This window comes from Zooshikella ganghwensis DSM 15267 (assembly GCF_000428585.1).
Classification (GTDB): Bacteria; Pseudomonadota; Gammaproteobacteria; order Pseudomonadales; family Zooshikellaceae; genus Zooshikella; species Zooshikella ganghwensis.
The window spans coordinates 25899-41759 of record NZ_AUAF01000010.1 but is presented as its reverse complement, the minus strand read 5'-3'; the positions used below and the strand labels follow the sequence as shown (position 1 = coordinate 41759).

14 protein-coding genes are annotated in these 15861 nt (G+C 41.9%); 9 read left to right on the top strand and 5 right to left on the bottom strand.

The features are described from left to right. Window positions 1–41: 41 nt before the first annotated feature. Window positions 42–1010: a prolyl aminopeptidase gene (gene pip / locus F607_RS0104010; RefSeq protein WP_027707034.1), complete on the bottom strand. Its 969-nt coding sequence runs from the start codon at window positions 1008–1010 to the stop codon at window positions 42–44. Between the two features lie 237 nt (window positions 1011–1247). Between pip and F607_RS0104005 the strand changes: the two genes are divergently transcribed. The 4 genes from F607_RS0104005 (at window position 1248) to F607_RS0103990 (ending at window position 4575) form a co-directional block, all read left to right on the top strand. Further along, window positions 1248–1703 (top strand): hypothetical protein, encoded by a 456-nt coding sequence (locus F607_RS0104005; protein ID WP_027707033.1) that lies wholly within the window; start codon window positions 1248–1250, stop codon window positions 1701–1703. A gap of 108 nt (window positions 1704–1811) precedes the next feature. After that, window positions 1812–2552 (top strand): S8 family peptidase, encoded by a 741-nt coding sequence (locus F607_RS0104000; RefSeq protein ID WP_084611092.1) that lies wholly within the window; start codon window positions 1812–1814, stop codon window positions 2550–2552. Window positions 2553–2755: 203 nt separating this feature from the next. Continuing rightward, complete coding sequence (locus F607_RS0103995; protein ID WP_027707031.1) at window positions 2756–3922, top strand: hypothetical protein; 1167 nt, start codon at window positions 2756–2758, stop codon at window positions 3920–3922. A 227-nt stretch (window positions 3923–4149) separates the two neighbouring features. Then, window positions 4150–4575: a hypothetical protein gene (locus F607_RS0103990; RefSeq protein WP_027707030.1), complete on the top strand. Its 426-nt coding sequence runs from the start codon at window positions 4150–4152 to the stop codon at window positions 4573–4575. Window positions 4576–4656: 81 nt separating this feature from the next. Here F607_RS0103990 and F607_RS0103985 read toward each other — a convergent pair whose 3' ends face one another. From F607_RS0103985 to thiI, 4 genes are all read right to left on the bottom strand, one after another. Next, window positions 4657–5325 carry a glycine-rich domain-containing protein gene (locus F607_RS0103985; protein WP_027707029.1) on the bottom strand — a complete coding sequence of 223 codons (669 nt, stop codon included), beginning with the start codon at window positions 5323–5325 and terminating at the stop codon, window positions 4657–4659. Window positions 5326–5408: 83 nt separating this feature from the next. Continuing rightward, entirely contained in the window at window positions 5409–5984 is a 576-nt protein-coding gene (locus F607_RS0103980) for a 3'-5' exonuclease (protein WP_027707028.1), read from the bottom strand. Between the two features lie 109 nt (window positions 5985–6093). Beyond that, the gene (gene typA, locus F607_RS0103975) at window positions 6094–7911 is read right to left on the bottom strand and encodes a translational GTPase TypA (RefSeq protein WP_027707027.1); all 1818 of its coding nucleotides are present in this window, start codon (window positions 7909–7911) and stop codon (window positions 6094–6096) included. Between the two features lie 302 nt (window positions 7912–8213). Further along, complete coding sequence (gene thiI / locus F607_RS0103970; protein ID WP_027707026.1) at window positions 8214–9668, bottom strand: tRNA uracil 4-sulfurtransferase ThiI; 1455 nt, start codon at window positions 9666–9668, stop codon at window positions 8214–8216. Between the two features lie 473 nt (window positions 9669–10141). Between thiI and glnA the strand changes: the two genes are divergently transcribed. The 5 genes from glnA (at window position 10142) to trmL (ending at window position 15818) form a co-directional block, all read left to right on the top strand. Beyond that, a complete protein-coding gene (gene glnA / locus F607_RS0103965; protein WP_027707025.1) occupies window positions 10142–11548 on the top strand; it encodes a glutamate--ammonia ligase in 1407 nt (468 codons plus the stop codon). Window positions 11549–11707: 159 nt separating this feature from the next. After that, complete coding sequence (locus F607_RS0103960; RefSeq protein ID WP_027707024.1) at window positions 11708–12355, top strand: DUF4124 domain-containing protein; 648 nt, start codon at window positions 11708–11710, stop codon at window positions 12353–12355. A gap of 327 nt (window positions 12356–12682) precedes the next feature. Further along, window positions 12683–13777 carry a nitrogen regulation protein NR(II) gene (gene glnL / locus F607_RS0103955; protein ID WP_276523941.1) on the top strand — a complete coding sequence of 365 codons (1095 nt, stop codon included), beginning with the start codon at window positions 12683–12685 and terminating at the stop codon, window positions 13775–13777. Continuing rightward, the gene (gene ntrC / locus F607_RS0103950; RefSeq protein ID WP_027707022.1) at window positions 13764–15197 is read left to right on the top strand and encodes a nitrogen regulation protein NR(I); all 1434 of its coding nucleotides are present in this window, start codon (window positions 13764–13766) and stop codon (window positions 15195–15197) included. The genes glnL and ntrC overlap by 14 nt, the downstream gene beginning before the upstream one ends. A gap of 156 nt (window positions 15198–15353) precedes the next feature. After that, window positions 15354–15818 (top strand): tRNA (uridine(34)/cytosine(34)/5-carboxymethylaminomethyluridine(34)-2'-O)-methyltransferase TrmL, encoded by a 465-nt coding sequence (gene trmL, locus F607_RS0103945; protein WP_027707021.1) that lies wholly within the window; start codon window positions 15354–15356, stop codon window positions 15816–15818. The last annotated feature ends 43 nt before the right edge of the window (window positions 15819–15861 follow it).

Below are 15861 nucleotides of genomic sequence, written 5' to 3'. Positions count from 1 at the left end.
AAACTAATACTAAACAGTCACCACTGACTGAGCCTAACGAATCAGTCTTCACCCCACTCATGCTTCAGGCGTTTACCAATTTCATCTGTTGCACGAATTAATGCATCAGCAATACTCGGCTCAGCCGCAGAGTGTCCAGCATCACGCACAATGTGTAATTCGGCAGCAGGCCATGCTTCCTGCAGAAGCAATGCATTATCCAGCGGACAAATCATGTCATAGCGACCATGTACAATAATGCCGGGAATATTGGCAATTTTATCAATATCTCGCATGATTTGGTCAGGCTCTAGAAAACCATTATTAGTAAAATAATGGCATTCAATGGTTGCTAGGGATGTTGCTCGATGCGGCTCTGAAAAGGAATCAAGTACTTCTTGATTAGGCCGTAGCGTTGCACAGTGCCCTTCCCAGACAGACCAGGCTTTTGCTGCAAACATACGGGCTAACTCATCATTTCCTGTTAATTTACGATAGTAAGCACCTAATAAATTCTCTCGCTCATCGGGAGGAATAGGTGCAACAAAGTGCTGCCAGTAATCAGGAAAAATACGGTTTGCACCCTCTTGATAAAGCCAGCGAATATCTGTCTCTCGACACAAGAAAACACCTCGCAACACCATTGCCATCACATTAGACGGATACTGTTGCGCATAAAGTAGTCCAAGTGTAGAACCCCAGGAACCTCCAAAAAGCACCCACCGGTCAATATTTAAAAACTTTCGTATTGCTTCAATATCTTCAATCAACGCTTGTGTATTATTTGCTCTCAACTCAGCATGAGGCGTAGATCGTCCACATCCTCGCTGATCAAATAAAATAATGCGGTAGGTTTGAGGATCAAAAAAACGTCGACTATGTTTATCACATGCAGCCCCTGGGCCACCATGTAAGTACAAAACCGGGATACCGTCAGCATTGCCACTTTCTTCAAGATAGAGTTGATGTGGTTCATCTACTTGCAATGTATGACGAGCATAAGGCTTAATTGCAGGATAGAGCGTATACATAGTTTTTCCTTTACCCAGGCCTGACCCCTATATGATATACCCTTCACGAAACGTCTTTATGAAAAGATGTGGCCAATGTAATCAATGGCTAAGCATGTATTTACATGGACTTACGCACAAACTCGTTTAACCTAATTTATACCCACATTTTGGGTACACACGCACTCAATATACGCTTACCTCAGGTTGTTTGCTGACATTCCCACTAAAATTCGCTTTGAGTATAACTAAATCGCTATGAATAGAAAAAGTACCTTTTTTTCGCAACTAATAAAAGCATTACTCGCATTAACCATCAGTATTCTTTTAAGTGCATGCAGCTCCTCTCCTGATGAAGAGATTATTGCAGAAGCTATCAACAGCATACAAGAGGGACTGGAAACCAAGAATAGCAAATTAGTCCTTAATACGCTTAGTGATGACTTTGTGACGAATAAGAACCAGGATAAAACCTGGGCAAAACGCATCATGGCGCTTTATTTTTTTCGTCATAAAAATATCACGATTCTAATTACAAAATCAGACACTGAAATAAATAAGCAACACCCTAATGAAGCTGATACAGAGGCTACTGTTCTAGTGACTGGACAAGCTGGATGGATACCTGAGTCTGGCAAAATATACCAAGTCAAAGGCCGCTGGAAAAAAGTTGACGACCAATGGTTATTATCTTATATGGAAATAAAGGACTAAATACCAATCCTCAAGATCTATACCCTTCACAAATCATTTTTAGGGTTTATGGTAAACTCCCCTAAAAAACTTCGTTATGGGTATCTATTTTAATTTAGTAAGTACTAAATGAACTCTATATACCGAATGTTCATACCACCCATCAATGAGCAAATAAATAAAAACTACTGTTTATTACCCAAACTATCTACAAACCAGCAAGAGAGATTGCATAGCAAGCACCATATTGTTTTACTGGATACAGGTATTAATGTAAGCCATCCAGCCTTTAATAACAGTCAGCTCATTTTAAAAGACTTCACTTATCCACAGGGTAACTGTCATGATGAAATAGGACATGGTACTCATAGTGCAGGTATTTTAGTAGGTCGTGATGTTTCCGGTTTTTGTGGTTTAATACCCAATTCCCCTCTAGTCATAGCCAAAGTCATAGGTAAGCACTTATCCAAACAAAAAAAAGTTAATGCTATATCGAGGGCATTAACATGGTGTACCAAACATGCTGGACTTATCATTATGCCGTTAGGCGCAATGGGAAACCATCCAACAATAGCGCATATTGTTAAACAATTAAGTCAACAACATATTCCCATATTTGCAGCAGCGGGCAACTATGGTCGTGATACGCTTTTATTTCCTGCAATACTTCCAGAGGTTTTTGCTATCTCTGCTTGTAATAATCAAGGAAAAGCGCTGCCAGAATGTTACCAGGCGGAAAGTCATTATTACTTAGCACCAGGAGAAAACATTGAGTCAACGGGTTTAACACGTTGGCATACCCACTCAGGAAGTTCCCAGGCCTGTGTCATTGCCGCAGGGTTGACAGTTCATAATTATTTAAAAAAATAATTTTTTTTGCACTTTTCATCTTTAGTGCTAAAACTAAGGCAAACCGTTTCAGTAAATCTAATAAATCTTGTGACTTAACCTACCCTAAAGTCATTCCTAAACACTAACAAGCACTCTTGCAGAACTGATTTTATCAGTCAGAAAGAATAACCCTATAAATTGATTTGTAGGGAATTTACTAACATAAGGAAAGTGAGGACTACATGAAACAGGAACCGATTATTAACGACAACATTACACTCGCCAACAGTGAAATAAAAAAAATCGTTGAGCGTGTAATAAATAGTGCAAAAATTGCTGCTGAAAAAGTTGCCGTTGAGGAAAGCTTTCATCCATTAGAGCGTAGCTTTGAGGATGTTTTCAAATCACGCTTTGACGAGTACTCTAAGGAAAAGAAAGAAACCATTAGGCGAAATCTAAAGCCCATTTACACTGCCGATAAAGCCATTAGAACTAGATTATACGGTGATCTAGGTGCAATAGATGTCAAAGCAATGGAAAGTGTTGAACATGAAGTGACAAAACTGCCTAAGCTAAAAATTGATCCTCGTCTACTGGGTATTTGGACGCCTTCCCCTGTATCTGATATCAGTCAGCCAGAAATAGAACGTATGCGTTCAACACAACCTCAAATCCTAAATAGTCATAATATTTTAACCTCAGATGCCTTGTTAGGTGGTGGTCGTGTATTTACTGATTTACAAGCTGAATTTGATCATGATGATTTTGAACCTCAAGCTGTTACAGACAAACTCGCACTTTATGTACGTCGTGTGAAGTGTGTTGATGAAACAAATCCAGAGTGGTGGGGTTCCGATGAAGTATCTGTTGCTGGAACATCTGTAGATGAAACAGGTGATACCAAAAAAATAAATGAGCACTTTGTTGGTGGAGGTTTTGATGACGGTGATAGCCGTTGGTATAACCCTCATTGGCGTTTCCACTGGTTTAGTATGCGTGAAGGTGACAGCTGGCCAAAATCCTATTACATTACGATGATTCTTGCAGAAAAAGATAATGGTGGTTTAGCCGCTTTCTTACAAAAACTATGGGAAAAAGTAGAGTCTCAAGTTAAGGATGCTGTTGCCGCCTATGTGGGTGGTTTAATTGGCTCCAGCTTCGGTCCACTAGGCACCCTCATTGGTGCAGCTGTAGGTTATGCGGTTGCCAAAATTGTTGACTGGTTTATCGATGCTTGGAATGATGATATCTTCCCCCCCAAAACAGTCAGCTGTACTGTTCCCTCTTTTGGTGCTCGCTGGACAATTAATGGCGTTTGGGGCTCAACCACCTCAGGCATCCACCGTAGTCATTTTTATGGTCATGGTGGTCACTATTATATTGAATACTACTGGAAGCTTTACGCATAATACGAACAAAAGTATAAACCTCGTTTTAAGCACATAATATTTTAAGCCTATCTAATTATTGGTAGGCTTTTTTATGACTCCCGCTGTAATGAACTTTTATAGCACAAGTTAGCCCTAAATCATCATTCATGGTTTATATTCAATAAGAGAAAAATATCAACTACTAAACTACTATAAACTACTAAATAAGTACCAAGAAGGATTACTCTAACAGGGAGGCTAATATAATGGATACGCTTAAACGCCCCTTTACTCAGTACTTTAAATTTTTTTCAGCAATTTTGTTATCATCTTTATTACCTTTTAATGTCCAGGCAGCCTGTCCAAATATTAACTGCACAAACTTCAGCGATGCCACATGGACTTATATACAAAATACTTATTGTAATAATCCCTGCGTTGCTAATACCAACAGTGCGTTTGATAGTGCACACTGCGCATCAAAACAAACCATGATAGATCTTTGTAATTCACTCATTGCTGACACCAGTTGCTCAGAAACACCTCTTCGTGGAGGAAGAATATTAGGCTCAGCTACACTCACAAATGATTTAGGTAACCTTGCCAGCAATAATTGTTCAGCAACAAAAAAAGGAAGTATGTTATATAACTCTGTAGTTAACCAGGTAACAACAATGTTTCCTGGACCTTAACCAATCAAAACTTAACGTGTTTTATTCATTCCAGGACCTACTACCTTATTTAGTAGGTCAACCTTATAAAGGCCTATACACTCAATTACCTCCTCCACAGCCACCACCACAACTACTTCCACAACTTGAACCACCACTATCAGAACTACAACTTGAGGCACCAGAACTGCCAGCACATCCCGAAGAGCATCCAATGTGACTGGCACAATAGCCATCACCAAATTTGTTTTCTTTGCAGTCCAGTACATACCTAAACCCATTAGGAATATCGAGCATGGTATCTATAGCAAAGATCAAGGGTAACTGAGCTGGATATTTAGGGTTTATTTCCTCTCTTGCGCATGCTAAGCGCCAAGCACGCTTGATACCTTCAGTGGCATCTGTTGAAGATTTCATTGCTTCTGTTGGGGTATGATGAAGAAACTGACCAATGGCCATTTTGCAAAATTGACTGTACGCTCGCGTAAATAAAATAAACTCATGCCAAGCATCATCAACCACTTGTGAAGGCATGGCAACCATTTGACTATTAGCTTTATGGCACATCCAAAAATAATCCCTCAACCCTTCAAAAACGAGCTTTAATTGCTCTCTATCAAGTTGAGGGTACTTTTTACTTACTTTCATTTTAAGCGCATTTTGAAATGGGTAGCGCTCAATATAATGTAGCTGTTGAACTTTCTTCACCTTATGATTAATAACAAAAAAAATAACAGCGATTATAATTACACCTATAGCAAAAATTTCCATAAGCTAACCACTCGCCTAAGGTTCACCCACATAACCAATAACACTCACTACAAGCTTTTATGATCAACCATAACTCGTCAAGTTTATAAACGACTTAATTTCTTGCACCCTAAAACAAACGGCATCAGTTTAACCATATTCCTCGCATCATCAATACCACGATGGTGTGTACCTTCAAGCTGAGCACCAATCAAATTTAAAGCTGTACTCATACCGTACTTGCGCTTAAGACCTTGAGCCTCTGAAAAGGCTTTTTTAATATTGATATGTCCATTAGTTAAAGGATAAGCTACTTGATGAAATTGACAGTCTTGTTCAAACTGTTTTTTATCATAATCACCCCATGAACAGAAAATATAGCTACTATAAGACTGTAACCACTGTTTTAAATGTTCTATTGCTTCAGCAAAACCTGGAGCATTATCTACATTCTTTTGTGTAATACTTGTCAGCTCAGTACAAAAAGGAGTTAATACTGGATTTCTGACTGGACGAATAAATGTTTGAAATTCGTCTACGATGGCGAGTGTCTTTGCCTCAGTCAGGACCGCACCGATTTCAATAATTTCCATTTGATTTCGTGCTATCGTTTTTTGATCACAGCAGGTCGCTTCTAAATCAATAATTAAAAAATACTTATACTTACTCATTGCTTCCATAGTAATACCATTTTAAAAATACTCACCATATTTAGGCTCACATAAAAAAAGCCTGCATAACAACAGGCTTTTTTTAACTCAATATAATACTCATTTTTTTGTGAGTACTTTATTTTTTAGCACGTGCCGCCTTCCGCCGATCATTCTCTTTTAAGAACTTCTTGCGAATTCGAATTGATGTTGGTGTTACTTCAACCAGTTCATCATCTTCAATAAACTCAAGTGCTTGTTCTAAAGAGTGTTTAATTGGCGGTGTTAAAATAATATTCTCATCAGAACCTGATGCACGAATATTAGTTAGTTGTTTCGCTTTTGTTGGGTTAACCACCAAATCATTTTCACGACTATGGATACCAACTACCATTCCTTCATACACTTCAACATTTGGACCAATAAATAAACGACCACGATCCTGAAGATTATAAAGGGCATAACCTAATGCCTTACCAGATACCATTGACACCAAGGCACCATTTGTCCGGCTCGCCACTTCTCCGATTTTAACAGGGCCATAGTGATCAAAAACGTGCGTCAGAATACCACTACCTGAAGTCATGGTTAAAAATTGAGAGCGGAAACCAATTAAGCCTCGCGCAGGCATGATGTACTCTAATCGAATACGTCCACGGCCATCAGGAACCATATTTTTTAACTCAGCCTTGCGATTACCCAGCTCTTCCATGATGCCGCCTTGATGATTTTCTTCGATGTCAATCATGACATGCTCATAAGGCTCCTGATGCTCACCATCCACCTCACGGGTGATAACTTCTGGACGAGAGACACCAATTTCATAGCCTTCACGGCGCATCGTTTCAATCAACACAGATAAGTGCAGTTCCCCTCGCCCAGAAACGATAAACTTATCAGCGCTATCGCCTTGCTCAACACGCAGTGCAACGTTATGGATTAACTCTCGCTCTAAACGCTCTTTGATATTACGGCTGGTGACGTATTTACCATCACGCCCTGCAAAAGGGGAGTCATTGACTTGAAAGGTCATGCTCACAGTAGGCTCATCTACCGTTAGCGCTGGTAACGCTTCAGGGTGGTCAGGATGGCAGAGCGTATCAGAGATATTCAAGCCATCAATACCGGTAATACAGACAATATCACCCGCAGATGCTTCAGCTGTATCAACACGCTCCAAACCAAGATATCCCATTACATTCAATACCTTGGCATTACGCTGCTGACCTTCACTGGAAACCAGTTTGACAGGCATATTAGGCGTTAATTTACCGCGGGTAATTCGACCAATCCCAATAACACCTACATAGCTGTTATAGTCCAACGCAGAAATCTGCATTTGGAAGGGACCCTCCACATTAACATCCGGTGTAGGCACATTGTTTACGATCATCTCAAACAGTGGTGTCATATCATCAGCCAGCTGGTCAGGCTCTAAGCCTGCTTTTCCTTGAATGGCAGAGGCATACATTACAGGAAAGTCCAGCTGCTCTTCAGTAGCCCCCAGGCGGTCAAACAAATCCAGTACTTCACCCACCACCCACTCAGGACGAGCACCTGGACGATCGACTTTATTTACCACCACAATAGGATGTAATCCTTGCTCAAATGCTTTTTGTGTAACAAAGCGTGTTTGAGGCATCGGACCATCAACCGCGTCAACCAGTAAGAGTACAGAGTCGACCATGGATAGTACACGCTCTACCTCACCACCAAAGTCAGCGTGTCCTGGTGTATCTACAATATTGATATGGTGATCTTGCCACTCTATCGCGGTATTTTTGGCTAAGATAGTGATTCCACGCTCTTTTTCCTGATCATTGGAATCCATGATCCGCTCTGTACCCATATCTTTGCGCTGCAGCGTACCAGACTGCTGCAACAATCTATCCACCAGCGTAGTTTTACCATGGTCAACATGCGCAATAATGGCTATATTCCGTAACTTCTCAATCACAAGACAGTGCCTCAATAAGGATTACCCGGTCTTACTGGACTGCAATGAACAAACCAACAGACAAACGCTTAGCTTTATACCCAAGAGTTCTGCGTAAAGTATAAGCTCATTACTAACATAACGACTAAGTAGCGATACGTTTTTACCCTTCACACTCCCTTCTGATGAAAGAATATGTGACATTTCAACCGGCAAATAAAAAGTGCCATATCTTAACCGCAGATATGTCACCTTCAACTAAAAAGCATTAAAAATTTATAATAATGCCCATCGTAGTGGGCATATTTGACAAACAGCGTGAGTTATTTAGCAGGACGATACACTTTAACATTTTTATAGCCCTCATCGAGCAAGTGCAGTGCATGTAATTGGCTCATAACCCCTTTTTCACAGTAGAGATAATAGTGCTGATTACGATCCAGCTCTGCAAATACACGACTCAGCTGATAAAAAGGTACCGTTTTCACTTCATTATCCAGTTCAAGCGGTTTATTTTCCTCTTCATCAGGGTGGCGAATATCTATCACGATAGCCTGTTCAGGTAGCACTTCATCAATTTGCACTTCATGAATCTGCCGGTCATCCTGCATAACTTCATGAATACTCACCGCACTTGCACTATTAATTGCCTGCTCAAGCACAGCAAAGTCAAATACCTGCTCTTCTCTTGAAACTTTTTCGGGTTTAGCCCGAGTTGTAGGGTTAACCGAAATCACTCCACAGTACTCAGGCATATGCTTCGCAAACTCTTCTGTACCTATTCTGGCGGCAGTATCAATGATGTCCTGCTTATCCATTGTAATCAAAGGTCTCAGCACCAACCGATCCGTAGCCTGATTAATAACTCCCAGATTAGGTAAGGTTTGACTGGAGACTTGAGAAATAGCCTCCCCTGTTACCAATGCATGAACATCCAGATTCTCAGCGACTTTATCAGCAGCACGCAACATCATTCGCTTGAGCACAACACCCATGTAGGAGTTATCTACTTTGGTGAGTATTTCTTCCACCACGCCCTCAAAAGGCACGGTAATAAATTTCACACGGTGGGATGCACCATATTTGCTCCAAAGATAGTAAGCAACTTCCTTAACGCCTATTTCGTGAGCATGACCGCCTAAATTAAAGAAGCAAAAGTGGGTGAGGACACCTCGCTTCATCGTCAAAAAGCTAGAAATGGTTGAATCAAACCCACCTGAAATCAGTGACAAGACAGCATCCTGCGTACCTAATGGGTAGCCACCAATGCCAAGGTGCCTTTCACGAACGATATACAGCTGTTTATGATGAATTTCGATACGTACAGTAACGTCAGGGTTTTTGAGTTTAACAGAGCAATCTTGCACACGCTGCAATAGCCCACCACCGACATAACGCTCGACCTCAATTGATGAAAATTCATGATGTCCATTACGCTGGCAACGAACGCAGAATGTTTTGCCTCGTATGGCTTCACCCATTACTTGAAAAGCTTTTTCAGTAATGTCATCTAGATCAACCAAAGGAAAATCAACGACTTCCAAAATATGACAAATGCCGGGGGTATGTTGGAGCTGCTCTCTAATTTGTCGACATACCTGCTTGTCTTGCTGTTCAGTAGATATAATGATTTTGTCCCATGTACCCGTCACATCGATACCAGGATCAATAGGCCGTAATAAGGTTCGGATATTACGTCTTAGCTGCTTAACAAAGCGCTGCCGAACCGGCTTACTTTTAATGGTTATCTCTGGAAAGATCTTTACAACAAAATTCATGGGCAAAATTCATGGATGGTCAATAAAAATGTAGCAAAACATTATACAAAATCTGGCTATTATCAGCACCGTTAATCTATCTTGTATTTTTTCATTAACACCGAAGACACATGCTACTCATTGTATGTTCGAGCATTGAGTGCTCTGATAACGCTCACTCTCGGCCAAGGAATGGATCATCCGTGAATCATTAAATAGCCAGTTGGTTTAAAAAAGCACTTTTTAAGTGCATAAATCAATATATTGCACTAAGTTTGTGCATATAGTGAATCGACTCACCCCCAATTCTGGTGCATTTACTCACCAAATAAGGGTGTTTATCTGAATGGCACACTAATTGCTGTCAAGGTAAACATCTTTTTATGGGGGCTGTTCGCGTTTTACTTAAACTGAGTAGCCAAAATCATTACGGGCAACTCTGCAAAATAACAATAGCAGTGTCCCGCTGGGTATACCCCTCTGGAGGAATTGCAATGTCAGAGCATACGCTGAATCTTATCAAAGAACATGAAGTTAAATGGATAGATCTTCGCTTTACTGATACTCATGGTAAAGAGCAGCATTTATCTATGCCCGTTAGCGAAATTGATGATGAGTTCTTTGAATCAGGTAAAATGTTTGATGGATCATCCATTGCTGGCTGGAAGGGAATCAATGAATCAGACATGATTCTGTTGCCTGATGACAGCAGTTCTGTGCTTGACCCTTTCACTGATGAAACAACCTTAATCGTTCGCTGCGACATCATCGAGCCAGCCACCATGCAAGGTTACAATCGTGACCCGCGCTCTGTTGCCAAGCGTGCCGAAGAGTATCTGAAGTCTACAGGCATTGGTGACACAGCATTCTTTGGCCCAGAGCCTGAGTTCTTTGTATTCGATGATGTAAAGTGGAGAGTGGATATCTCTGGCTGTAACTACCACATCAACTCAGAAGAAGCTCACTGGGCGTCATCTGAAGTCTTTGAAGGCGGTAATATTGGTCACCGTCCTAAAGTAAAAGGTGGTTATTTCCCTGTACCACCGGTTGACTCTTGTCATGATCTACGGACAGCCATGTGTTCTGCAATGGAAGCAATGGGACTGGCGGTTGAAGTTCATCACCACGAAGTAGGTACTGCAGGTCAAAATGAAATAGGCGTTAAATTTAATACACTGGTACGCAAAGCTGACGAAGTGCAAATCCTCAAATATTGCGTACATAATGTTGCGCATGCCTATGGTAAAACCGCTACTTTTATGCCGAAACCATTAGTAGGCGATAATGGTAGTGGCATGCACTGTCACCAATCAATCTCCAAGCAAGGCGAAAATATTTTTGCAGGAGATGGCTATGCTGGCCTTTCTGAAACAGCCCTTTACTACATTGGCGGCATTATCAAGCATGCGAAAGCACTCAATGCTTTCACTAACCCTGCTACTAACTCCTATAAGCGCTTAGTGCCAGGATTTGAAGCGCCTGTTATGCTTGCCTACTCTGCACGTAACCGCTCTGCTTCTATCCGTATTCCTTACGTGAATAGTCCAAAAGCACGCCGTGTTGAAATTCGTTTTCCTGATCCTGCTGCAAATCCATATTTAGCATTCTCTGCAATGCTAATGGCTGGCCTTGATGGTATCCGTAACAAAATTCACCCTGGGGATGCTGCAGATAAAGACTTGTATGATTTGCCTCCAGAAGAGGCGGCAGAATACCCAACCGTTGCGACAAGTCTTGAAGAAGCACTGATTGCTTTAGACAGAGACCGTGAGTTCCTAAAAGAAGGTGGTGTGTTCAGTGATGACCTGATTGATGGCTACATTGATCTTAAACGGTCTGAGTGTGAGCGTTTAGCTCAAACCACTCACCCACTTGAGTTTGATATGTACTACAGCGTGTAATTCAGCTTTTAGGCACAATGCTAAAGGGCTACTATCAAGTAGCCCTTTTTATACGATACAGCTTATCTTCTGTTCAGCTCTCCTCTTCTTCCTTGACACGTCCTTGATATGGTTCATCGTTATAATTACTGGTAAATCCCCATCTAGGACAGAACGCTTATGTACAACATAAATAAAGTGGTGAGCAAAGGGCTACAAACAATCGCTTTTCTGGGTTGTTGCCTCTTATTACTGACAGGTGCAGACAAGATTTATAAAGAAACTGATGAGCAAGGCAATATTATTTTTACGGATGAGCCTAAAACCAAAAACCCTGAAAAAATTGACGTCAAGCCTGTAACAACTATCTCTCTACCCAAACCAGCTGCAAGCTCAAAAGACACATCACAAGATGACAAAGAAAGCTTTACCTATGACTCATTTACCATTACTTCACCTAAAAATAATGAAACCATCCGTGACCCAGGCAATTTCAAAGTAACAGCAAAAACCTCTCCTCGCCTCAAGCGGGGTCATAAGGCACAGGTTTTTCTGGATGGCGCATCCCAAGGCTCAAAACAAAAACTACTCAGTTTTTCACTAAGTAATGTTGAAAGAGGAACGCATACTGTTGAAGTAAAGCTGTTTGATAGCAAAGGTAATGAGATTCAATCTGCCAGCACCACAGTACATGTTAAGCGCACAAGCATCCAAAACCCTAACCACCCCCAAAATAAACCTAAGCCCACTCCAACTCCAACTCCAGCCCCAGCCCCAGCCCCAGCCCCAGCCCCAGCCCCAGCCCCAAGCAATAATAGTGGCAGCTAATATCAAGCAAGATAATCTATCGAAACCATTCGCAAAAATGCATCCTTGCACTAAAATAGTGCAAGGATGATTTCAGCACTGACAGCCTGCCTTTGTCCAATCAGCTTATCATTACAACTGCGTATCATTGCTGCTAAACCACTCAGTACTTAGAAACGCATGAAGTTCACCAACTACTGCAGCCAGAAAATAAAATTTGTTATAAGTATTTATCTCTTAATAACCTTTTTGGCCCCAATTTTGCGTTACTAACGGGCAAATTTTGGTTGGCTTTGAACCTTTAAATATGAAGTGCCCATTAACCTATTAGCAATACAACAAATTACCTTGGATAACCTAACAATTCTTAATAATTTAACGACTGCAGTGGTAGTAATTGACCACCAATTACAACTCAGTTACATCAACCATGCCGCAGAAGTGCTGTTAGCGGTCAGTGGGCAACGTATTCAGCATAAAGCTTCAGAAGATCTGTTCCGAAATGCTGATGAGTTTCAAGCGAATCTTCTACAAACCTTAAGCAGCGCTCACCCACTCACCAAACGAGAGGCCAAACTCACACTCTTTAATGGACAACAGCTAATTCTGGACTACACCATTACCCCCATCACTGACCCTAGTGCCTTGACGGATACCAGTACACTGCTTGTTGAGCTATTTCCTAAAGACCGCTTACTGCGTATCTCCAAAGAGGAGTCCATTCTCGCCAAGCAAGAAAGCTCAAAGCTTTTAGTTCGTGGTTTAGCTCATGAGATAAAAAATCCCCTTGGTGGCATTAGAGGTGCAGCTCAACTCCTCTCCAGAGAGCTGCCCAGCGCTGATTTGCAAGAATATATTCAGGTTATTATTGAAGAAGCAGACCGCTTAAGGGATCTTGTAGACCGGATGCTAGGTCCCATGCGCCCTCCGCAAATGAATCCCATCAATATCCACCTTGTGCTGGAACATGTTTGCAATCTAATCAGCGCAGAAGCATCAGGGTGTATTGATGTTATTCGTGACTATGACCCCAGTATTCCTGAGCTTCCTGGGGATGCACAACAGCTTATCCAGGCTGTCCTCAATATCATGCATAATGCGTTGCAGGCACTTCAAACCAGTCAACAATCACAACCTCGCATACTGACTGTACGCAGCCGTATTGTTCGCCAATTCACTATTGCCAGTATCTGTCATCGTTTAGTTTGCCAGATTGACATTCATGATAATGGTCCAGGCATACCAGCCTCTCTCATTGATACCATTTTTTATCCAATGGTCAGTGGCAAAGCTGACGGCACTGGACTTGGGTTGAGTATTGCCCAGGCTATTGTCAGCCAGCACAAAGGGCTTATACGTTGCAACAGCGAGCCAGGCAACACAACCTTTACGATTTATTTACCTTTTGAGCATCATCAAGGATCGGCCCATGAACACAAATGATCACGTCTGGATAATTGATGACGACCGCTCTATCCGTTGGGTGCTGGAAAAAGCTTTACAACGGGAAACCTATATTGTGAGCAGCTTTTCATCTGCTGATGCCGCACTGGCTCAACTCCGACGCCATCAGCCTCAAGTTATCATTAGTGATATCCGTATGCCCGGTACTGATGGACTTGAATTTCTAAACAGCGTCAGCGGTCAATTTCCTCATATTCCTATCATTATCATGACCGCTCACTCAGATTTAGAAAGTGCTGTTGCCTCCTATCAGGGAGGAGCCTTTGAGTACTTACCCAAACCCTTTGATGTGGATGAAGCGGTTAACTTGGTAAAACGAGCATTAGCCCATGCCCATGAGCAACAGCCGAACATAACACCAGAGCAGGTACCTGTTACACCCGAGATTATTGGTGAAGCAGCTGCCATGCAGGAGGTGTTTCGGGCAATTGGACGTTTATCAAAATCAAATATCACCGTATTAATCAACGGGGAGTCGGGCACCGGGAAAGAACTGGTTGCCCAAGCCCTACACCGCCACAGCCCTAGAACACAACATCCCTTTATCGCACTGAATATGGCAGCAATTCCCAAGGACTTGATGGACTCAGAGTTATTCGGTCATGAAAAAGGGGCTTTTACAGGTGCAGCCCAACAACGGCAAGGTCGTTTTGAACAAGCCAATGGGGGCACACTATTTTTAGATGAAATTGGCGATATGCCTGCAGAAACGCAAACCCGCCTACTGAGAGTGCTAGCCGACAGTGAATTTTATCGCGTTGGCGGCCACACGCCGATAAAAGTAGATGTTCGAATTATCGCAGCGACTCACCAAAACTTAGAAAAACTCGTCACTAAGGGTTTATTTCGCGAAGACTTATTTCATCGTTTAAATGTTATTCGTATTCACATCCCTAAGCTCAGTGATCGCCGGGAAGATATCCCTTTGTTAGCCAACCACTTCCTGTCACGCGCAGCCCATGAACTTGACGTTGAACCTAAAATTCTTCTCCCAGAAACGGCTAACTTCCTGAGCCAATTTGACTGGCCCGGCAATGTCCGCCAGCTGGAAAATATTTGTCGCTGGTTGACAGTCATGGCTTCAGGCCGCGAAGTTCATATTTCAGATCTCCCGCAAGAGCTTTTGCAACACAGTGAGCAACCCACCCCTTCACTAGATTGGGAGCAAGCCTTACAGCAATGGGCCAATAAAGAGTTACGCAAAGGGCATAAAAATATTCTAGAAACTGCAGTACCGACTTTTGAACGCATTATGATTGAAGTCGCTTTGAAGCACACTGGTGGACGCAAGCGGGATGCAGCCAACTTGCTGGGCTGGGGGCGCAATACACTGACACGAAAGATAAAAGAGTTAGGTATGTATAATGACGATGAAGAAGATGAAGGAATAGCCAGCTGACCTTCCAAACACAGTAACCTGTGTATAAAAATTTCAGCCGCTCTGGTTAGCTATAACCACAGCGAAGGATATAGCAACAGATAGTGCATTTTTAGAGACCTTCTATATACTTGCTTAGGCCAATTTAGCCTGTATTACCAATAAGTTGAACCAAGTATGCTACACATTGTACTGTTTGAACCTGAAATTCCGCCCAACACTGGGAATGTTATTCGGCTTTGTGCCAATACGGGATTTCATTTGCACTTAATCAAACCATTAGGCTTTGATTTTGATGACAAACGTATGCGACGTGCTGGATTGGATTATCATGAATTTACGCGCGTACAATTACATGATGACTTTTCTGCTTTTCTTAAGCAGGTTAAGCCTAAAAATGTGTATGCCATCAGCACAAAAGGTAAGCGCTATCATGCTGATCCCTGCTACCAAGAGGGTGATGCCTTAGTATTTGGACCAGAAACCCGTGGTTTACCTGCCTCCATTTTAGAATCACTCCCCGAAGAGCAAATTATCCGCATTCCAATGCGAGAAAAAAGCCGCAGTTTAAACCTTTCAAATACAGTAGCCATTATGGTTTACGAAAGCTGGCGACAATTGGATTATAAAGAAGGCATTTAAAATGCCTATAAAGCACAAAAAAATCCCCCAATTGGGGGATTAA